Annotated in this window: 16 protein-coding genes; 4 read left to right on the top strand and 12 right to left on the bottom strand. The window is 69.0% G+C overall.

The annotated features are described in order from the left end of the window. Positions 1-9 precede the first annotated feature (9 nt). The 4 genes from N8A90_RS15880 to N8A90_RS15895 are packed head-to-tail and all read right to left on the bottom strand — an operon-like array spanning position 10 to position 4220. A complete protein-coding gene (locus tag N8A90_RS15880; protein ID WP_262075923.1) occupies positions 10-570 on the bottom strand; it encodes a YaeQ family protein in 561 nt (186 codons plus the stop codon). Further along, positions 570-1949, bottom strand: coding sequence for an adenylosuccinate lyase (gene purB, locus N8A90_RS15885; RefSeq protein ID WP_262075924.1), 1380 nt, complete (start codon positions 1947-1949; stop codon positions 570-572). The genes N8A90_RS15880 and purB overlap by 1 nt, the downstream gene beginning before the upstream one ends. A gap of 31 nt (positions 1950-1980) precedes the next feature. Then, entirely contained in the window at positions 1981-3054 is a 1074-nt protein-coding gene (locus tag N8A90_RS15890; protein WP_262075925.1) for a M48 family metallopeptidase, read from the bottom strand. Continuing rightward, positions 3051-4220, bottom strand: a complete 1170-nt coding sequence (locus tag N8A90_RS15895; protein ID WP_262075926.1) for a YjgN family protein — start codon at positions 4218-4220, stop codon at positions 3051-3053. The genes N8A90_RS15890 and N8A90_RS15895 overlap by 4 nt, the downstream gene beginning before the upstream one ends. 144 nt (positions 4221-4364) lie before the next feature. Between N8A90_RS15895 and N8A90_RS15900 the strand changes: the two genes are divergently transcribed. Then, complete coding sequence (locus N8A90_RS15900; protein WP_262075927.1) at positions 4365-4976, top strand: glutathione S-transferase N-terminal domain-containing protein; 612 nt, start codon at positions 4365-4367, stop codon at positions 4974-4976. Between the two features lie 68 nt (positions 4977-5044). On the opposite strand, the gene N8A90_RS15905 is transcribed toward N8A90_RS15900, so the two are convergent. Further along, the gene (locus N8A90_RS15905) at positions 5045-8662 is read right to left on the bottom strand and encodes an indolepyruvate ferredoxin oxidoreductase family protein (protein WP_262075928.1); all 3618 of its coding nucleotides are present in this window, start codon (positions 8660-8662) and stop codon (positions 5045-5047) included. Positions 8663-8841: 179 nt separating this feature from the next. Here N8A90_RS15905 and N8A90_RS15910 point away from each other — a divergent pair, with 179 nt between their 5' ends. Both N8A90_RS15910 and N8A90_RS15915 read left to right on the top strand, forming a co-directional pair. Next, on the top strand, positions 8842-9336 hold the full coding sequence (locus N8A90_RS15910; protein ID WP_262075929.1) for an Lrp/AsnC family transcriptional regulator: 495 nt from the start codon (positions 8842-8844) through the stop codon (positions 9334-9336). Positions 9337-9356: 20 nt separating this feature from the next. Next, on the top strand, positions 9357-10979 hold the full coding sequence (locus N8A90_RS15915) for an MFS transporter (RefSeq protein ID WP_262075930.1): 1623 nt from the start codon (positions 9357-9359) through the stop codon (positions 10977-10979). Here the strand turns inward: N8A90_RS15915 and otnI are convergent. From otnI to mdeB, 7 genes are all read right to left on the bottom strand, one after another. After that, positions 10969-11790 carry a 2-oxo-tetronate isomerase gene (gene otnI, locus N8A90_RS15920; RefSeq protein WP_262075931.1) on the bottom strand — a complete coding sequence of 274 codons (822 nt, stop codon included), beginning with the start codon at positions 11788-11790 and terminating at the stop codon, positions 10969-10971. The two genes, N8A90_RS15915 and otnI, sit on opposite strands and share 11 nt — an antisense overlap. Positions 11791-11816: 26 nt before the next feature. Then, positions 11817-12479: an aldolase gene (locus tag N8A90_RS15925; RefSeq protein WP_262075932.1), complete on the bottom strand. Its 663-nt coding sequence runs from the start codon at positions 12477-12479 to the stop codon at positions 11817-11819. A 326-nt stretch (positions 12480-12805) separates the two neighbouring features. After that, a complete protein-coding gene (gene otnK / locus N8A90_RS15930) occupies positions 12806-14077 on the bottom strand; it encodes a 3-oxo-tetronate kinase (RefSeq protein WP_262075933.1) in 1272 nt (423 codons plus the stop codon). Then, positions 14074-14979, bottom strand: a complete 906-nt coding sequence (gene ltnD / locus N8A90_RS15935) for an L-threonate dehydrogenase (protein WP_262075934.1) — start codon at positions 14977-14979, stop codon at positions 14074-14076. Before ltnD ends, otnK begins: the two co-directional genes overlap by 4 nt. A 67-nt stretch (positions 14980-15046) precedes the next feature. Then, positions 15047-16414 carry a GntP family transporter gene (locus tag N8A90_RS15940; RefSeq protein WP_262075935.1) on the bottom strand — a complete coding sequence of 456 codons (1368 nt, stop codon included), beginning with the start codon at positions 16412-16414 and terminating at the stop codon, positions 15047-15049. 160 nt (positions 16415-16574) lie between these two features. Further along, on the bottom strand, positions 16575-17363 hold the full coding sequence (locus tag N8A90_RS15945; RefSeq protein ID WP_262075936.1) for a FadR/GntR family transcriptional regulator: 789 nt from the start codon (positions 17361-17363) through the stop codon (positions 16575-16577). Positions 17364-17427: 64 nt separating this feature from the next. Continuing rightward, a complete protein-coding gene (gene mdeB, locus N8A90_RS15950) occupies positions 17428-20079 on the bottom strand; it encodes an alpha-ketoglutarate dehydrogenase (protein WP_262075937.1) in 2652 nt (883 codons plus the stop codon). 107 nt (positions 20080-20186) lie between these two features. Between mdeB and N8A90_RS15955 the strand changes: the two genes are divergently transcribed. Beyond that, positions 20187-20654 (top strand): Lrp/AsnC family transcriptional regulator, encoded by a 468-nt coding sequence (locus N8A90_RS15955; RefSeq protein WP_262075938.1) that lies wholly within the window; start codon positions 20187-20189, stop codon positions 20652-20654. The last annotated feature ends 23 nt before the right edge of the window (positions 20655-20677 follow it).

Here is a 20677-nt window from a genome sequence, read left to right on the forward strand (position 1 = left end):
GCCGTCGACTTACTTGAGCCGTTGAAGCTCGATGTCGATGCTGTGCTTGCCGTCGCCCAGCATCAGCGCGTTTTCCTGGATCGTCGCCTGCAGCTGCATGCTGCGCTGCGCCAGGGCGGCGACCGCTTGCGAGGTCTCGCTCGGGATGCGCCACACCGCGAGGTTCTGCAGGCGCGTGAGCTTGGTCTCGATGCCTTTCCACCAGATGCCCGCGGCGTGGCTGAAGCAGTACAGCAGCACCTCGTCGGCCTTGCCGCAGGCCTTCTGAAGCGGCTTCTCTTCCGGCTGGCCGACCTCGATCCAGACGCGCGTGCGGCCGGTGAAGTCGCGCAGCGACACGTCGGGGTCGTCCGGGTTCGACAACCCCGCGCCGAAGCCCAGCACGCCGTCGCCGCCGCACACGCTCTGCAGCTTGTAGGCGTTCAGCGCCAGCGCGATGAGCCGCACCATCATCCGCTCGTCGTTCTCGCTCGGATGCCGAGCCAGCGTGAGCGCGTGGTCGGCGTAGTAGTTGTGGTCGATGTCGGCGACCGCGAGGTTCGCCTTGAAGATGGTGGATTTGAGGGCCATCAGGCTCGCCGCGCCAGTTCGGCGGCCTTGCCGATGTAGCTCGCCGGCGTCATGGCCAGCAGGCGTTCCTTCTCGGCCTCGGGAATCTCCAGCGAGCGGATCAGGCCGTGCAGCGCCTCGGCCGTCACGGTCTTGCCGCGTGTCACTTCCTTGAGCTGCTCGTAGGCGCCTTGCACGCCGAAGCGGCGCATCACGGTCTGGATCGGTTCGGCCAGCACTTCCCACGAGGCGTCGAGGTCGGCGGCGATGGCCTCCTCGTTGATCTCCAGCTTGCCCAGGCCGGTCATGAGGCTCGCGTAGGCCAGCGTCGCGTAGCCGAGGGCCACGCCGATGTTGCGCAGCACGGTGCTGTCGGTCAGGTCGCGCTGCCAGCGGCTGATGGGCAGCTTCTCGCTCAGGTGGCGCAGCAGCGCATTGGCCAGGCCGAGGTTGCCTTCGGCGTTCTCGAAGTCGATCGGGTTGACCTTGTGCGGCATGGTCGACGAGCCGATCTCGCCCTTCTTCAGGCGCTGCTTGAAGTAGCCCAGGCTCACGTAGCCCCAGATGTCGCGCGAGAAGTCGATCAGGATGGTGTCGGCGCGTGCCACCGCATCGAAGAGCTCGGCCATGTAGTCGTGCGGTTCGATCTGGATGCTGTAGGGCTGGAACGTCAGGCCCAGGCCCAGCGGGGTCGGCGTCTCGACGACCTTGCGGCTGAAGCTCTCCCAATCGAAGTCGGGCCAGGCGGCCATGTGGGCGTTGTAGTTGCCCACGGCGCCGTTCATCTTGCCCAGCAGCTGCACGCCGGCGATCTGCGCGCGGGCCTTGGCCAGGCGTACCGCGACGTTGGCGATTTCCTTGCCGACGGTGGTCGGGCTGGCGGTCTGGCCGTGCGTGCGCGAGAGCATCGACACGTCGGCGAACTGGTGCGCCATCTCGCGCAGCTTGGCGACGATGCCGTCGAGCGCGGGCAGCACCACCTTGTCGCGCGCGGCCTGGATCTGCAGCGCATGGCTGGTGTTGTTGATGTCCTCGCTGGTGCAGGCGAAGTGCACGAACTCGGCCGCGGCCAGCAGCTCGGGCCGGGCGTCGAACTTCGACTTGATCCAGTACTCGACCGCCTTCACGTCGTGGTTGGTGGTCTTCTCGATCTCCTTGATGGCGACCGCGTCGGCCTCGGCGAAGTTGGCGACCAGGCCCATCAGGTACTTGCGCGCGCCGGGCGTGAGCGGCTTGAACTCGGCGAAGCCGCAGTCGGACAGGGCGATGAACCAGGCCACCTCGACCTGCACGCGCCGGTGCATGTAGCCCTGCTCGCTCATCAGGGGGCGCAGCGCGGACAGCTTGGCGGCGTAGCGGCCGTCGAGGGGGGAAAGGGCGGAAACGGTGGAGAAGCTCATGGGGCGAATTTTAGGCGTCGCCCCGCCGGGCCTATTCGGCGGCCGCCTTGAAGAAGGCGATGCGCTCCGCCGTCGCCGGGTGCGTGGCGAAGGCCAGGCCGATGGCGCTGTCGTTCCGGCCGTCGCGCGCCTGGTCGCCACGCCAGCGTTCGATGGCCTCGAAGAAGCCGGCCATCACGCGCGGCGAGATGCCGGCGGCACGCATCAGGCGCACCGATTCCTCGTCGGCCTCGCGCTCGGCGTCGCGCGAATAGCCCAGGGTGGCCAGCACCACCGGCGCCGTGCCGATCAGCGTGCCGAAGTCGCCGAACGCCACCGACACCGCGAAGCCGACGGCCGACGCCTGCACCAGCTGGCGCATCGTGTGGCGCAGCCGCACGTGGCCGAACTCGTGGGCCAGCACGCCGAGCACCGCGTCCTCGTCACCCGGCAGCAACTGCACCAGCGCGTCGGTCAGCACGATGGTGCCGCCCGGCAGCGCCAGCGCGTTCGGCCCGAGCTTGTCGTCGCGGCCCTGGCGGAACTGCAGGTTCCACGGTGGCGCGCCTTCGGGGTGCGCGCCGGCGACCATCCGCGTGAAGGCGCGGCGGATGCGCTCCTGCGTGTCCATCGGCAGGGCGCTGGGGCGCAGCAGCGTGTCGTCGAGCGACGCCAGGGCCTGCGCGCCGATGAGCGTGTCGACCTGCTGCGGCACCAGCGCCGTCACGCCGCGCGCGATCCAGGGCAGCCCCCACTGGTACACCGCCGCGGTGGCGGCGAACAGCAGCATCAGCGCGACGGCGACGCCCCGCCAGCTCTGCTGGGCGCGCACGACGTGGCTCTCGCGCCCGGGCAGGGCGCGGGCGCACCAGTCGTCCCACCCGGGCACGTCCAGCGCCTGCACGCTGGCGCCGCCGGGCAGCGCCGCCAGCCGCCCGCCGTGCCGGGTGCGCTCCGGCCAGCGGACCTGCGCGACCGGCACGGTCACGGCGTCGAAGGCGGCGGGTTCGGTGGCGGCCGGCGCGATGTGCAACTGGCCGTCGGCCACCCGCAGGCTGGCGATGCGCGGGCGGCTGCTGCGGCCGTCGAAATAGCGAACGTCGAGCGTGTCGGTCACCGGGCTCACATCCCGATGTCCAGGCCGAACAGGTCGGCGGCCATGTCGCCCGCGGCGCTCGGGTCTTCCTCGACCGCCGTGCGGCTCAGTTCGTCGAGCGGGGTGCGCGTCTCCAGCGTGACCGCTTCGAGCTGGGCGCGCCGCGTGCCGATCACGGCAAAGGGCCAGTACAGGCCGAGCGTGAGGAAGATCAGCAGGTAGTTCTTCAACTGCAGGCCGAGGTAGGGGCCGAGCTTCAGGCGACTGTCGAAACGCAGCACCTCGTTGCCCGTGGTCGACCACAGCAGGTTCTGCAGCCGCACCTGCAGGTACGACTTGGGCAGGATGTTCAGAAGCAGCACGCTGGCCAGGCCGATCACCGCCATCAGGATGATGAGGGCGACACCCAGACCGCTGCCCTTGCGCCCGATCACGCCGATGGCGCCGAACAGGCCGAACACCAGCCCGGCCAGCACCACCGCCGCGATGAGCAGGCCGATCAGCTTGATGAAGACGCCGTAGACCACGCCCACGTCGGCCTCGAGCCGCGTCTGCAGCCCGCCGTAGGCATAGTGCCCGTGCTGGTAGCGCCGCAGCTTCCAGAGGAAGAAGGGCAGGCCGACGACAAAGACCAGCATGCACAGGCCGATCAGCCCGGCGGCGGCGGCCGACGGCGCGCCGGGCTTGCCGCCCTCGCCGCTGGCAACCGTGAGGCCGGCCACGGCGAAGGGCAGCAGCACCAGGGCGAGCGGCGGCAGCAGAGCGCCGTAGGCCCCGGCCGTGTCGCCGGTGAAGCGAAAGCGCAGCCCGCGCCAGCTGGTGTTCGCCAGCCGGAAGCGCATCGACGCCCGGAACAGCGCCGGCCAGAGCCCGATGAAGGCCAGGGCCGCGAGCAGCGCGGCCCAGCCGGAGAAATGGCTGCCGACCGAATAGACGATCAGGAAGGCCGCGGCGATCAGCGTGCCGCGCAGCATCTTCGCCGGCTCGCCATGGAAGCCGAGCGCGTCGCCGTCGACCCAGGTGTTGGCGTGGAAGTACCGCAGTTTCCGCACCTTGGCCCAGGGCAGGTAAAGCCCCAGGGTGACGACGATGAGCAGCAGGTTCACGATCCAGATACGGAAGTATTCGCTGCCGCTGGCGGTGAAACCGATCGGATGGCGTTCGGGGCGCTGCCCCGCGGGCGTGTCGATGTCCATGGTCCTGAGTCCTCCCTCGTTGGTGATGCGCCACGATTCTGCATGCCAGGGACGGCTGCGCATCGGGGCGTCCGGCGCCCGCCCGGGGTCGCACACTAGAATCAAAGCGCTAAAACGATGACACAGAGGGAAGAGAGAAGCCGAATGAAACTGATTGGATCCAACGCCAGCCCGTACGTGCGCAAGGTCCGCGTCGTCATGGCCGAAAAGCGCCTCGACTATCAGTTCGTCCAGGAAGACGTCTGGGCGCCCGACACCACCATTGCCAGCTCGAACCCGCTGGGCAAGGTGCCCTGCCTGGTGATGGAAGGCGGCGAGGCGATGTTCGACTCGCGCGTGATCGTCGAATACCTCGACACCCTGTCACCGGTGGGCAAGCTCATTCCGCAGCAGGGCCGCGAGCGCGCCGAGGTCAAGACCTGGGAAGCCCTGGCCGACGGCGTGATGGACGCCGGTGTGCTGTGCCGCCTCGAAGCCACCTGGGCCGGCCGCGCCGACGGCGAACGCAGCCAGGCCTGGATGGACCGCCAGCGCGCCAAGATGGCGGGCGGCATCGCCGCCATGGCCAAGGGCCTGGGCGACAAGCCCTTCTGCAGCGGCATCCACCTGAGCCTGTCGGACATCGCGGTCGGCTGCGCGCTCGGCTGGATCGAGTTCCGCTTCCCGGACATCGACTGGCGCAGCCAGTACGGCAACCTGGCCAAGCTGCAGGACAAGCTGATGTTGCGCCCCAGCTTCGCCGACACCAAGCCTTGAAGAAGCCGCCGCCGCAAGGCTGAAACGAAAAAAGCGCCGCGAGGCGCTTTTTTCATGGGCGAACGGGTTCAGGCGGCTGCGCGTTCCGTCGACGGGTTACGCCACTTGGCCATCAGCTCGGTCCAGCGCGTGCGTGCCGCCGCCAGGTTGCGTTCCTTCACATGGCCATAGCCGCGGATCTGCTCCGGCAGCTTCGCGATCTCCAGCGCCACGTCATGGTTGCCCGCATTCAGCCCGGCAATCACTTCCTCGAGGCTCGCGCGGTACTCGCCGATCAGGGCGCGTTCGGTCTTGCGCTCCTCGGTGCGGCCGAAGATGTCGAGCGCCGTGCCGCGCAGGCCCTTGAGCTTCGCCAGCACCCTGAAGCCGGTCAGCATGCCCGGGCCGAACTTCTGCTTTAGCAACTGGCCCTTGCTGTTCTTCTTCGCGATGAGCGGTGGCGCGAGGTGGTAGTTGAGCTTGAAGTCGCCCTCGAACATGCCTTCGACGCGGTCGAGGAAGGCGCGGTCGGTGTGCAGGCGCGCCACCTCGTACTCGTCCTTGTACGCCATCAGCTTGAAGAGGTAGCGCGCCACCGATTCGGTGATCGTCGTCTTGCCGACGGCGGCCTGCTCGGCCTGCCGCACCTTGGCGACGAAGTCCTGGTACTGCGCGGCATAGGCGGCGTTCTGGTAGCCGGTGAGGAACTCGACGCGGCGAGCCACCAGCGCCTCGACCGTTTCGCGCTTCTTGAATTCGACCACCTGGCCGGGCGACACCAGCTTCTGCACCGCCGCCAGGTCGTGCGCCGCGCGGCGGCCCCACTCGAAGGCCGTCTTGTTGTTCTCGATGGCCACGTTGTTGAGCTCGATCGCACGCATCAGCGACGCGTAGTCCAGCGGCACCCAGCCCTTCTGCCAGGCATAGCCCAGCAGCATCGGGTTGGCGTAGAGGCTGTCGCCCATCAGCGAGACGGCGGCCGCGTCGGCGTCGAAGCTGCCGAGGCCTTCGATGCCGACGATGCGCGCGATCTGGTTCGCGCAGTCGTCCTGCGGGTTCACCCAGTTGGCGTTGCGCACGAAGGCCGCGGTCGGCGTGCTGTGGCTGTTGAGCGCGACATGCGTGCGCCCTTCGCGCATGCGCGCCAGCGTCTCGGCGTTCACCGCCACCAGCGGGTCGGCCGCCAGCACCAGGTCGGCCGCTGCCGTGCCCACGCGCGTGGTGCGGATCGCCTCCTGCGTGTCGCCGATCAGTGCGTGGCTCCAGGTCGCGCCGCCCTTCTGCGCGAGGCCGGCCGCGTCCTGCGTGACGATGCCCTTGCCTTCGATGTGCGCGGCCATGCCGAGCAGCTGGCCGATGGTGATCACGCCGGTGCCGCCGACACCGGCGACCACGATGCCCCACACCTGGCCGCGGGCCAGTTGGGGCACGGCCGGCTCGGGCATCGCGCCCATCTCGAAGGGTGAGTTGGCCTTGGCCTTCGACTTCTTCTTCAGCGCGCCGCCTTCGACCGTGACGAAGCTCGGGCAGAAGCCCTTGAGGCAGCTCATGTCCTTGTTGCAGGTGCTCTGGTTGATGGTGCGCTTGCGGCCGAATTCGGTCTCCAGCGGCTCGACCGATAGGCAGTTGCTCTGCACGCTGCAGTCGCCGCAGCCCTCGCACACCAGCTCGTTGATGACCACGCGCTTGGCCGGGTCGACGGCCGTTCCGCGCTTGCGGCGGCGGCGCTTCTCGGTGGCGCAGGTCTGGTCGTAGATGATGGCGGTGGTGCCCTTGATCTCGCGGAACTCGCGCTGGATGTCGTCCAGCAGGTCGCGGTGCTTCACTTCCGGATCGCCCGCCACCTTCACGCCCTCGTACTTCTCCGGCTCGTCGGTAACGATCACGACCTTCGTCGTTCCTTCGGCCAACAGGCTCTGCGCGATCTGCAGCACCGAATGGCCCTCGGGCCGTTCGCCGACCTGCTGGCCGCCGGTCATCGCGACTGCGTCGTTGTAGAGGATCTTGTAGGTGATGTTCACGCCCGCCGCGATGCTCTGGCGGATCGCGAGCAGGCCGCTGTGGAAGTAAGTGCCGTCGCCCAGGTTCGCGAAGATGTGCTGGTCGGTCGTGAAGGGCTGCTGCCCCACCCACGGCACGCCCTCGCCGCCCATCTGCGTGAAGCCGATGGTGCTGCGGTCCATCCAGGTCGCCATGAAGTGGCAACCGATGCCGCCCATCGCGCGCGAGCCTTCGGGCACCACGGTGCTGGTGTTGTGCGGGCAGCCCGAGCAGAACCAGGGCTGGCGGTCGGCACCCTGCACGCCATCGAGTTTGATCACGTCCATCGAGCGCTCCTTAGCCTCGAGGATCGCGAGCTGCGCATCGATGCGCGCACGCATGTCGGCGCCGACCTGGTCGAGCAGCCCGGTCTTGCGCAGGCGCTGCGCAATGGCCTTGGCGATCAGCGCGGGGTTCAGGTCGGCATTGGCGCGCAGCAGCGTGTGCGAGGTCGGGTTGGGCATCGACCATTCGCCGCCGGAGTAGCCGTCGGCACTGGCGCCCACGCCCTCGTCGAACTTGCCGACCACGTTGGGCCGCACGTCGGAGCGCCAGTTGTAGAGCTCTTCCTTCAGCTGGTACTCGATGACCTGGCGCTTCTCCTCGACCACCAGGATCTCCTGCAGGCCGGTCGCGAAGTCGCGCGTGAGCTGCGCCTCCAGCGGCCACACCACGCCGACCTTGTGCAGCCGGATGCCGATCTGCCGGCAGGCCGCGTCGTCCAGGCCCAGGTCGATCAGCGCCTGGCGCGTGTCGTTGAAGGCCTTCCCGCTGGCCATGATGCCGAAGCGGTCCCCTCTTCCCCCGCCATGGCCTTCGATCACGTTGTGGTTGAGCCTGTTGGCGCGGATGTACGCGAGCGCCGCGTACCACTTGTAGTGCATCAACCGCGCTTCCTGCTCGAGCGCGTGGTCGGGCCAGCGGATGTGCAGGCCGCCGGGCGGCATCTCGAAATCGGTGGGGATGACGATGTCGACGCGCTCGGGGTCGATCATCGCGGTGGCACTGGATTCGACGATCTCCTGGATCGTCTTCATGCCCGACCACACGCCGGAGAAGCGGCTCATCGCGAAGGCGTGGATGCCCAGGTCGAGGATCTCCTGCACGTTCGTCGGGAAGAACACCGGCGTGCCGCAGGCCTTGAAGATGTGGTCGCTCTGGTGCGCGGCGGTGGAGCTCTTGCTGATGTGGTCGTCGCCCGCCACCGCGATCACGCCGCCGAATTCGGTGGTGCCCGCCATGTTGGCGTGCTTGAACACGTCGGAGCAGCGGTCCACGCCCGGCCCCTTGCCGTACCAGATGCCGAACACGCCATCGAACTTGTTGGTGCCCGGCGGCGAGAAGCCCAGCTGCTGCGTGCCCCACAACGCGGTGGCCGCCAGCTCTTCGTTCACGCCCGGCTGGAACACGATGTTCTGCGCCTTGAGGTACTTGCTCGCCTTCCACAGCGCCTGGTCGTAGCCACCGAGCGGCGAGCCGCGGTAGCCGCTGATGAAGCCGGCGGTGTTCTTGCCGGCTTGCTGGTCCCGCAGGCGCTGCAGCATCGGCAGCTTCACCAGGGCCTGAACGCCCGACATGAAGGCGCGGCCGTAATCGAGGGAATATTTGTCGTCGAGCGTGACGGTCTCGAGGGCCTTGCGGATGTGCTCGGGCAGGGGGGCGTTCATCGTCTGTGTCTCCGGTTTGGCATGGCCTTGTGGGCCTGGCTGGGCGACATGGGGCGCCCGGTGGGGTGCTGCGCCCTCATGATGCGCTCAAAGTGTATGTCTGGGTGCGAGACAGGTGCTTTCAGATAAGGGCCGGGAAACCCTAGTTTCTGGAAGATCCTTTCTTAGAATCGCACTTCATGGAAAGCCTTGACAAGTTCGACCTCGCCATCCTGAAAGAACTCCAGGCGAATGGCCGCCTGACCAACGCCGAGCTGGCGCAGCGCGTGGGCCTGTCGGCCGCGCCCTGCTGGCGCCGCGTGCGGGCGCTGGAAGAGTCCGGCTTCATCAAGGGCTACCACGCCGAGATCGACCGCCGCAAGATCGGCCTGGGCGTGCTCGCCTTCGTGCGCCTGGACACCGAGCGCGCCACCAGCGAGGTCACGAAGAAGATCGAGGAAGCCATCCGCAAGCTGCCCGAGGTCATCGCCTGCCACTACATCAGCGGCACCGGCATGTTCGAGCTGCAGGTGGTCGCGCAAGACCTCGACGCCTTCTCCCGCTTCGCGCTCAACAGCCTGATGCACCTGCCCAACGTGAAGGACCTGCACACCAGCTTCTCACTGGGCGAGGTGAAGGCGAGCCATGCGTTGCCGCTGGGGCATCTGGCGGCCAAGCGGCTGCGCGCCGCGTGACAGCCTGACAATCGAGTCCGATGCCCCCCATCTCCCCCGACGAATCCCCCATCCCGCCGATGCGCGCCGCGCCCGCGCGCATCGGCCCTTTCACCCCCCTGAAGCTGCCCGTCTTCCGCATGCTGTGGAGCACCTGGCTGCTCGCGAACATCTGCATGTGGATGAACGACGTGGCGGCGGCGTGGATGATGACCACGCTGACCACCACGCCGCTGTGGGTGGCGCTGGTGCAGTCGGCGTCGACGCTGCCGGTGTTCCTGCTGGGCTTGCCCAGCGGTGCGCTGGCCGACATCCTCGACCGCCGCCGCTGGTTGATGGCGACGCAGTTCTGGCTGGCCGGGGTGGCGATCGTGCTGTGCGCGGCGGTGGCGTTGGACATGATGACGGCGCCGCTGCTGCTGGCGCTGACCTTCGCCAACGGCATCGGCCTGGCGCTGCGCTGGCCGGTGTTCGCGGCCATCGTGCCGGAACTGGTGCCGCGGCTGCAGCTGCCGGCCGCGCTCGGGCTCAACGGCATCGCGATGAATGCGTCGCGCATCATCGGCCCGCTGGTGGCGGGCGCGCTCATCGCCAGCGCCGGCACCCTGTGGGTCTTCGTGCTCAACGCGGTGATGTCGGTGGCCTCGGGCTTCATCGTGCTGCGCTGGCGGCGCGAGCACACGCCCAACCCGCTGGGCCGCGAGAAGCTGGTGAGCGCGATGCGCGTGGGCGTGCAGTTCGTGCGCCAGTCGCTGCGCATGCGCGCGGTGCTCACGCGCATCTCGATCTTCTTCCTGCACTCGACCGCACTGCTCGCGCTGCTGCCGCTGCTGGCGCGCGGTCTCGAAGGCGGCGGCGCCGGCACCTTCACGCTGCTGCTGGCGGCCATGGGCTCCGGCGCTATCAGCGCAGTGCTCGTGATGCCGCGGCTGCGCCAGGCCTATGTGCGCGACCAGCTGGTGCTGCGCGGCGCGCTGCTGCAGTCGGCGGCCACGGCGGTGATGGCCGTGGCGCCCAACACCTGGGTGGCGGTGCCGGCCATGTTCTTCGGCGGCGCGGCGTGGATCACGGTGGCCAATTCGCTGTCGGTGTCGGCGCAGCTCGCGCTGCCCGACTGGGTGCGCGCCCGCGGCATGTCGATGTTCCAGATGTCGATCATGGGCGCCAGTGCCTTCGGCGCGGCGCTGTGGGGGCACATCGCCACGGTCGGCTCGCTGCAGGCCAGCCTGCTGATCGCGTCGGTGACCGGCGTGCTGATGATGGGCGCGGCACTCCGTTATGTGCTCGACGGTGGCGTCGACGACGACGTGAGCCCCGCCGCGCCGGGCTGGGCCGACGCCCCGCCGCATGCGCCGCCGGGTGATGGGCGGCTGGTCATCAACGTCGAATACCTGATCGACCCGGCGCGCGCCGCGGCCTTCCTCGTCGTGATGCAGCAGACGCGCCGCACGCGGCTGAGCGAAGGCGCGGTCGGCTGGGAGCTGCTGCACGACATCGCAGAGCCGGGCCGCTACGTGGAGCAGATCATCGACGAGTCGTGGACCGGCCACCTGCGCCGCTTCCACCGCGCGACGGCGGCCGACCTGGCGCTGCGCGAGCGCCGGCTGGCCTTTCACCTCGGCGACGGGCCGCCGAGGGTGACGCGCTACGTCGTCAAGCGCTGAGCGCTTTCGCCGCGCGCAGCCAGCCCAGGCCGTCCGACGTGCCGTTGGGCACCGCGCCGCGAGCCGGCCGGTACTCGCCGCCGACCCAGCCGTCCCAGCCGCATTGCGCGGCGACTTCGTCGATCACCTTGAACAGGTAGGGGTGGTTCAGCTCGCCGATGTCGGGCTCGTGCCGCTCGGGCACGCCGGCGATCTGGATGTGGCCGACGCGGCCGGTCGGCAGGTATTTTCGGATCTTCATCGCCACGTCGCCCTCGACGATCTGGCAGTGGTACAGGTCGAACTGCACCTTGAGGTTGGGTGCGCCGACGGCTTCGACGATGGCATGGGCCTCGTCCTGGCGGTTGAGGAAGAAGCCGGGGATGTCGCGCGTGTTGATGGGTTCGATCAGCAGGTCGCGCCCGGCCTTCGCGGCTTCGGCCGCGGCCCAGCGCAGGTTGTCGACATACGTCGATTTGGCGGTCTCGCGGGGCAGGCCGGCGGGCAGCAGGCCGGCCATCACATGGACGCGCGGGCAGTCGAGCGCTACCGCGTAGTCCAGTGCCTTGGCGATGCCGTCGCGGAACTCGTTCTCGCGCCCCGGCAGGCAGGCCAGGCCGCGCTCGCCGCCGTCCCAGTGGCCGGGCGGCGCGTTGAAGAGCACCTGCTTCAGGCCGTTGGCCTTCAGCCGTGCCGCGATCTCGGCCGCGGGGAAGGCGTAGGGGAACAGGTATTCGACGCCCTCGAAGCCGTCCTTGGCAGCGGCGTCGAAGCGGTCGAGGAAGTCGAGCTCCGGGTAGAGCATCGAGAGGTTGGCGGCAAAACGGAGCATGGTGTTCTCAGGGAAAGGTGTGGGGGTTACCAGCGCGCGCCGAAGGTGCGGCGCAGGTCGTCGATCGCGTCCTCGTCAAGCGGCGTGGGTTCTATGGCGGACAGCAGGCGCAGGCGCGCCGTCTCCTCGAGTTCTTCGAGCACGGCCATGGCCGCGGCCGGCGTGTCGTGCCAGACGTTGGGGCCGAGGCGCGCGAGCATCACGGCGCGGATCGGCGTGCCCGCGTCGCCGTACCGCGTGATCGCGGCGGCCACCGCTTCGGCGGCTTCCGCGGCGCCGGGCCGGTGGTACGGAATCACCGGCACATGGCCGACCTTCATCACGAAGTAGGGCGTCAACGCCCCCAGCAGCTCTTCGCCGGTGGGCCGCAGCGTGAGGCCGACGCAGTGCGTGCTGTGCGTGTGGATGACGCAGGCCGTGCCCGCGTCGAAGCGCCGCGCCGCGGCATAGATGCGGGTGTGCAGCGCGATGGTCTTGCTGGCGCGGTCGCCGCCGGTCTGCACGCCTTGCGCATCGAGGCGGGCCAGCCGTGCCGGGTCGAGAAAGCCCAGGCAGGCGTCCGTCGGGGTGATGAGAAAGCCGTCGTCGAGCCGCACGCTGATGTTGCCGGCGGTCGCATGCACGTAGCCACGCTCGAACAGGCTGTGGCCGACGCGGCAGATTTCTTCTCTGGCTTCGGATTCGTTCATTGAAGTTGCTGGGTTGGCTGTGGATCAACGCTCTGGTTCGGGGCGCGTGCGCAGGCCACCGGGTACTCCCCTCCGCGAATGTCCCCCGCCTTCGGCTCCTCCTTGATTTCGCTGCGGGGAGCACCCGATACCCTGCGCACGTGGACGCGCTGGAGGCAGGCTGCCGCCGGAGATCAACCACTGCGCGTCTGGATCGCGTCGATGGCGTGCTCTGCGCAGCGAAATAAAGGAGGAGGCCGCAGGCCGGGGGACATTCGCGGAGCAGAGTACGCCGTCGGCGCGAGCCCGCCCCGAACGACGCCTCCCTTGCACTGCGAAACCTGCTGTCATTCCAGTACAGCAAAGGCTTTGGTGAAAAAGTCGTCCGCCCCGAAGTTGCCGGACTTCAGCGTGAGGTGCACGCCCGCGCCATCGGCGGCTTCTGCCAGTGCATGGCACCACGGCACGCCGGGGTCGATCTGCGGCCCGATCTGCATCTGCGTGACGCCCAGCGCCTGCACGCAGGCGCCCGAGGTTTCGCCGCCGGCCACGACCAACTGGCGCACGCCGAGCGCGACCAGGCCGCGCGCGATGGCGGCGATGGTGCGCTCGACCATCGCGCCGGCCTCTTCCACCCCGAGTCGGCCCTGCACCGACTTCACGGCACCGGTCTCTGCGGTGGAGTAGACCAGCACCGGGCCGTCTGCCAGCAACGGCTCGGCCCAGGCCAGCGCCTCGGCGGTCACGTCGACGCCCGCCGCGATGCGCAGCGGGTCGATGGCCATCGCCGGGCGGCCGGTCTGGATGAAGTTCATCACCTGCCGGTTGGTCGCGATCGAGCAGCTGCCCGAGACGATGGCGCTCAGCCCGCCAGCCGCCGGCAGCGCGCTCGCCTTCGACGAGGGCGCGATGCCGAAGTTGGCCGGCAGCCCGATCGCCACGCCCGAGCCGGCCGTGACCAGCGGCATCGCCGCCAGCGCCGGGCCGAGGCGCAGCAGGTCGTCGTTCGACACCGCGTCGACCACCGCCATGGCCACGCCCGCAGCACGCAGTTCGGCGATGCGTTCGCGCACCGCGTCGGCACCGCGTGCCACCACGGTGTGGTCGATCAGCCCGACCTTGCGCGTCGTCTGCGCCTGCAGCACGCGCACCAGGTTCGGGTCGGTCATCGGCGTGAGCGGATGGTTCTGCATGCCGCTCTCGTTGAGCAGCACATCGCCGACGAACAGGTAGCCCTTGAACACCGTGCGCTTGTTGTCGGGGAAGGCCGGCGTCGCGATGGTGAAGTCGCTGCCCAGCGCGTCCATCAGCGCCTCGCTCACCGGGCCGATGTTGCCGGCGGCCGTGCTGTCGAAGGTCGAGCAGTACTTGAAGTAGATCTGCTGCGCGCCCTGGGCCTGCAGCCAGGTCATCGCGTCGAGCGACTGCGCGATGGCGTCGGCCGGTGCGATGGTGCGCGACTTGAGCGCCACCACCACGGCATCGACGTCGGCCGCGAGCGGTGTGCTCGGCACGCCGATGGTCTGCACCACGCGCATGCCGGCGCGCACCAGGTTGTTGGCGAGGTCGGTCGCGCCGGTGAAATCATCCGCAATGCAGCCAAGCACCATCTTGCTCATGCCGCGCCGTCCTTCTTCTTGGGCAGTTCGATGCCCGGGAAGATCTTGATCACCGCGCTGTCGTCTTCCTTCGCAAAGCCCGCGGTCGAGGCCTGCATGAACATCTGGTGTGCGGTCGAGGCCAGCGGCAGCGGGAATTTGCTGGCGCGTGCCGTGTCGAGCACCAGGCCGAGGTCCTTCACGAAGATGTCGACGGCCGACAGCGGCGTGTAGTCGGCGGCCAGCACGTGGGCCATGCGGTTCTCGAACATCCAGCTGTTGCCGGCGCTGTGCGTGATCACCTCGTACAGCGCGGCGGCGTCGACGCCTTCGCGCAGGCCCAGCGCCATCGCTTCGGCCGCGGCGGCGATGTGCACGCCGGCCAAGAGCTGGTTGATGATCTTCACCTTGCTGCCCGCGCCGGCACCGTCGCCCAGGCGGTAGACCTTGCCGGCCATCGCGTCGAGCACGGCGTCGGCCGCGGCGTAGGCCGCGGGCCTGGCCGAGGTCATCATCGTCATCTGGCCCGAGGCGGCCTTGGCGGCACCGCCGGAGATCGGGGCGTCGACGTAGTTCACGCCCTGCGCTTCGAGGCGGGCCTCGAGCGCGATCGACCAGTTCGGGTCGACCGTCGAGCACATCACGAAGGTGCTGCCGGCCGGCATGGCGGCGGCGGCGCCGTTGTCGCCGAACAGCACCGACTCGGTCTGCGCCGCATTCACCACCACCGACACCAGCACCGGGCAGGCGGCGGCCAGGGCCGCGGGCGATGCGCAGGCCACGCCGCCTCCTTTGGCGAAGTCATCCGCCGCGCCGGGCCGCACGTCGCACACGTGCACGTTGAAACCGTTGCTGCGCAGGGTCTTGGCAATGCCCAGGCCCATGGCGCCGAGCCCGATCACGCCGACATTCTTGGAGGTCATGCTGGATTGTTTCTCTGGAAGGAGGAAGAAGGAAGGATTCAGGGGCCGCTGCGCGGGAAAACCCCGGTCAGGCGACCAGCGTCCACAGTGCCGCCGTCATCAGGAAGCCGGCCACGCCGAGCACGGTGGTCAGCACCGTCCAGCTGCGCAGGCCGTCGGCCACGCTGAGGCCGAGGTAGCGGGTCACGATCCAGAAGCCGGAGTCGTTGACATGCGACAGGCCCAGGCCGCCGAAGCCGATGGCCACGGCCAGCAGCGCCACCTGCACGGCGCTGTAGCCGCCCGCCACCACCGCCTCGGCCAGCAGGCCGGCGGTGGTCAGGATGGCGACGGTCGCCGAGCCCTGCGCGGCGCGCAGCGCCAGCGAGATGACGAAGGCAGCGAGGATCAGCGGCAGGTGCGCCGCGGTGATGCTCTGCGACAGCGCCGCGCCGATGCCGGTGGCCGTCAGCACCTTGGCGAACACGCCGCCCGCGCCGGTGACCAGGATGACGGTGGCGGCCGGCGGCAGCGCCGATTCCATGACTTCGTTGGTGTGCGTCTTCGACCAGCCCTGGCGCTTGGCGATCATCACGAAGGCCAGGCCGATGGCGACCATCAGCGCGAAGATCGGCGAGCCGATGAAGCCCAACACGCCGCGCAGCGGGTCGCCCTTGGGCAGCAGCGTGGCGCCGGTCGTGCCGGCCATGATGAGCAACAGCGGCACGACGATCAGCGTGAGCACCACGCCCACGCCTGGGGCCTGCAGCTTCTGGCGCGCGGAGGCGTCGGCGCCGGCGTCGAAGGCCGCGAACTGTTCGGCCGTGGTCGGCAGCATGGCGTAGCGCTTGCGGTTGAGCCAGCGCGAGACGAACTGCGAGAGCACCGCCAGCACCAGGCAGATGGAGAGGCCGATCAGCGTGATCCAGCCGATGTCGGCCTTCAGCACGGCCGCGCCGCCGACGATGCCCGGGTGCGGCGGCACCACCACATGGGTGGCCAGCATGATGCCCGCCACCGGCAGGCCGAACTTCACCGGATCGACCTTCGCCGCCTTGCAGAAGCCATAAATGATCGGCACCAGGATGATGAAGCCCACGTCGAAGAAGACGGGGATCGACAGCACCAGGGCGGCAGCGGTGAGCGCGGCCGGCACCCGCTTGGGGCCGAGCCATTCGGTGAAGCGGTGGGCCATGCTGCCCGCGCCGCCGGAGACCTCGATCATCCGGCCCAGCATCGCGCCCAGCGCCACCAGGATCGCGACCGAGCCGAGCGTGCCGCCCATGCCGCTGATCAGCGTGGGGATGATGTCGGTGATCGGCAGGCCGGCCGCGAGCGCGACCAGGAAGCTCACCAGCATCATGGCGATGAAGGCGTGGACCTGGAACCGGATGATCAGGACGAGCAGCAGGGCGATGCCGGCGGCTGCGATACCGAGAAGGGCGGGAGTGGACATGGGAGAACGAGGGAAGTGAAGGTGTCTGAGCGCCAGACGGAACCGTTCACCCGAAAGGCGCACGACACCCTTCCATGACCGCATCATCGTCTGTTGATATGGTCATCATATGAATTGAAGGGACCGACGGCCATGATGGTTTGTCCCTAGATGCGCCCGCTCAGTGCGGGGTATGCGGCGTCAAGCCCGTGGTCAGGGCGCGCGCCAGCACGGCGCCTTCCTGGCGCCAGAAAGCCGGGTCCGCCTCTTCGATGCGGCGGATCGCGTTGTTCATGTGGTCGAAGGCCGCGGCCCGGGCGGCCATGGCGTCGCCGGACTCGATGGCCTCCAGGATCGCAGCGTGCTCCTCCTTCACCTGGCGGGCGAAGTCGCCCCGCCGCGCCTCGTTGGCCCGGGTGACCCGCGTGGCGCCGTGCAGGAAACGGCTGAGGTACTGCAACGTGCTGAGCAGGAACGGGTTGCGCGCCGCATCGGCGATGGTCCGATGCAAGGCCACGTCTTCGGGAACGCCGTCGCCACCGGCTTCGACGGCCCGGTCGAGGGCGGCGACGGCCTGCCGGATGCGCTGCAGGTCTTCCGGCGACCGGCGCTGCGCGGCCAGTCCGGCGACTTCGGCCTCGAGGGCGCGCCGCACTTCCACCATCTGGATCACGGCCTCGCGCGAGACGGCGTCATTGGCATCGAAGCTCAGCGGCGGGATCGTGGCTTCGAGCACGTAGACGCCGCTGCCCTGCCGGGATTCGACCAGGCCGATCGACTTGAGCCGCGACACGGCCTCCCGGACCACCGTGCGGCTGACCGCGAACTGCGCCACCAGCTCGGGCTCCGTGGGCAACTTGTTGCCGGGCTGCAGACGGCCCGACCGAATCTCGGCGGCCAGGGCCTCGGCCACGCGCTCGGACAAACGGACCGAGGGCGCCATCGCGGCGAACGACGGCGCAGTGCTCATGGGGTCTTTCCGGGATGCATGCGATGACTCTAGCGCATGAAGCCGGGCCCTCCGGTGGCGCTGCTCAGCGCAACGCGTGCTTCACCGCCCGCACGATGCTCGCCGCATCGACGCCGAAGAAGCCGCGCAGCGCGGCGCGCGTGTCGCTGCGGCCGAAGCCGTCGGTGCCCAGCGTGAGGTAGCGCCGGCCTTCGGGCAGGAAGGCGCGGATGCTCTCGGGCACGGCGCGCACGTAGTCGGTGGCGGCGACGACGGGGCCGCGCGATGTCGCCAGCTGCTGCGCGATGAAGGGCGTGCCGGCGTCCTGTTCGCCCGCGATCGCGCGTCGCTCGCAGGCCTGGCCGTCGCGCGCCAGTTCGCTCCAGCTGGTCACGCTGATCACCTCGGCGGCGATGCCTTCGGCGGCGAGCTGCTGCGCCGCCTTCACGACCTCGGTGAGGATCGCGCCCGAGCCCATCAGCGTCACCTGCGTCTCGCCTGCGCTGGACGATGCATCGCGCCAGCCCTCGTAGCGCCAGCCCCCGCGCAGGATGTCCGCGGCGGCTTCGGGCGGCACGTCGGGCTGCGCGTAGTTCTCGTTCATCAGCGTCACGTAATAGAAGACGTCCTGCTGCTCGACCATCATCTCGCGGATGCCGGCGTCGACGATCACCGCCATCTCGCCGGCGAAGCCGGGGTCGTAGGCCTTGCAGTTCGGGATGGTCGCGGCCACGAGGTGGCTGGTGCCGTCCTGGTGCTGCAGGCCTTCGCCGCCGAGCGTGGTGCGGCCCGAGGTGGCGCCCAGCAGGAAGCCGCGTGCGCGCTGGTCGGCCGCGGCCCAGATGGCGTCGCCCACGCGCTGGAAGCCGAACATCGAGTAGTAGATGTAGAAGGGCAGCATGGCCAGGCCATGCACGCTGTAGCTGGTGGCCGCGGCCGTCCAGCTCGCGATGGCGCCGGCCTCGCTGATGCCTTCTTCCAGGATCTGCCCGTCGGTCGCCTCGCGGTAGCTGAGGATCGAGTCGATGTCTTCCGGCGAATAGCGCTGGCCCACGCTCGAGTAGATGCCGACCTGCTTGAACAGGTTGGCCATGCCGAAGGTGCGCGCCTCGTCGGCCACGATCGGCACCACGCGCGGGCCGAGCGCCTTGTCCTTCATCAGGTTGCCGAGCATGCGCACGAAGGCCATCGTCGTGCTCATTTCCTTGCCGGCCGCTGCGACGGCGAACTGCCCGTAGGCCGCGAGTTCGGGCTTGGCGACCACGTCGCACGCGGTCTCGCGCCGCGGCATCGAACCCCCGAGCGCTTCACGGTGCGCCTTCAGGTAGCGCATCTCCGCGCTGTCTTCGGCCGGCTTGTAGAAGGTGAGCGAGGTGGCCTGCTGGTCCGACAGCGGCAGGTTGAAGCGGTTGCGAAAGCCGATCAGGTCCGCGCTCTCGAACTTCTTGTGCGAGTGCGTGGTCATCTTGCCCTGGCCCGCCGCGCCCATGCCGTAGCCCTTCTTGGTGTGGGCGAGGATGACGGTGGGCTGCCCCTGGTGCGCGGCCGCTGCGGCGTAGGCGGCGTGGATCTTCACCAGGTCGTGGCCGCCGCGCTTGAGGCGGTCGATCTGCTCGTCGGTCATGCCCTGCGCGAGGCGCGCGAGTTCCGGGTCCTGCCCGAAGAAGGTCTCGCGGTTGAAGCGGCCGTCCTTGGCGGCGAAGGTCTGCATCTGGCCGTCGACGGTGTTGGCGAACGCGCGCACCAGCGCACCGGTGGTGTCGCGGGCGAACAGGCCGTCCCAGTCGCTGCCCCACACCAGCTTGATGACGTTCCAGCCAGCCCCGGCGAAGAGCTTCTCCAGCTCGTCGATGATGCGGCCGTTGCCGCGCACCGGGCCGTCGAGCCGCTGCAGGTTGCAGTTGACCACCCACACCAGGTTGTCGAGCTTTTCGCGCGCGGCCAGCGTCAGCGCGCTCATCGACTCGGGCTCGTCCATCTCGCCGTCGCCGAACACGCCCCACACTTTTCGTGCGCTGCAGTCGAGCAGCTGCCGGTCGGTGAGGTAGCGCATGAAGCGCGCGTGGTAGATCGAGCTGATCGGCCCGATGCCCATCGAGCCGGTCGGGAACTGCCAGAAGTCCGGCATCAGGTACGGATGCGGGTAGCTCGACAGGCCGCGTGCGCCCGCGCCTTGCGTGAAGGCCGGCGCGGTCAGCTCCTGGCGGTAATGCGCCAAGTCCTCTTCGCTCAACCGCCCTTCGAGGAAGGCGCGGGCGTAGACCCCCGGCGAGCTGTGCGGCTGGAAGAACACCAGGTCGCCCCGGTGTCGTTCGTTGCGCGCATGGAAGAAGTGGTTGAAGCCGACCTCGAACAGGTCCGCCGCGCTCGCGTAGCTGGCGATGTGGCCACCCAGTTCGCCGTACGCCTGGTTCGCGCGCACCACCATCGCGAGCGCGTTCCAGCGCATCAGCGAGGCGAGCCGTTCCTCGATCGCGAGGTCGCCCGGGAACGCCGGCTGCCGGTCGACCGCGATGGTGTTGACGTACGGCGTCGCCAGCTCGGGCTGCCAGCCGATGCGGCGGTCGCGCGCCACGCGGGCCAGTTCGTCGAGCATCCGGCGCGCGCGCTCGGCGCCGTGCGTCTGTACCAGCGCTGCGAAGGCGTCGCGCCATTCGGCGGTTTCCTGCGGGTCCGGGTCGGTCGCTGCGGGATGCGGCAACGCGGGCATCGGGGGGGTGGAAATCGGGGCGTTCATGCCCGGCACTTTAGGCTGCTCCGCCCCGAATGGGCTGCCGTCCCGCCGGCTCGTTATCCCGCATTCGAGAAATAAAATGCCGGGAAATCAAGGAAAAACGGCATTTCATGAAACTCGACGCCATCGACCTGCGCATCCTCGACGAACTGCAGCGTGACGGCGCGCTGTCCAACGTCGAACTCGCGCGCCGCGTGCACCTGTCGCCCTCGCCCTGTCTGGCGCGGGTCAAGGCGCTGGAGACGGCCGGCGTGATCGACCGCTACGTCGCCCTGGCCAGCGCGAGCGCGCTGGGCCTGGGCCTGAACGTCTTCATCTCGATCAGCCTCAAGTCGCAGAGCAAGGCGTCGCTGGGCGACTTCGAGCGGCGCATCGCCGAGCACGACGAGGTGATGGAGTGCTACCTCATGACCGGCGACAGCGACTACCTGATCCGCATCGCCGTGGCTGACATGGCGGCGCTCGAGAAATTCATCCTCGAACAGCTCACGCCGATCCCGGGCATCGAGAAGATCCGCTCGAGCTTCGCGCTCAAGCAGGTGCGCTACAAAACGGCGCTGCCGCTGCCTCGGGGGTGAGGCAGCGGCAGCGCGGGGTGGCG

It is taken from the genome of Variovorax sp. N23, from assembly GCF_025486315.1.
In the GTDB taxonomy this organism is placed as follows: domain Bacteria; phylum Pseudomonadota; class Gammaproteobacteria; order Burkholderiales; family Burkholderiaceae_C; genus Variovorax.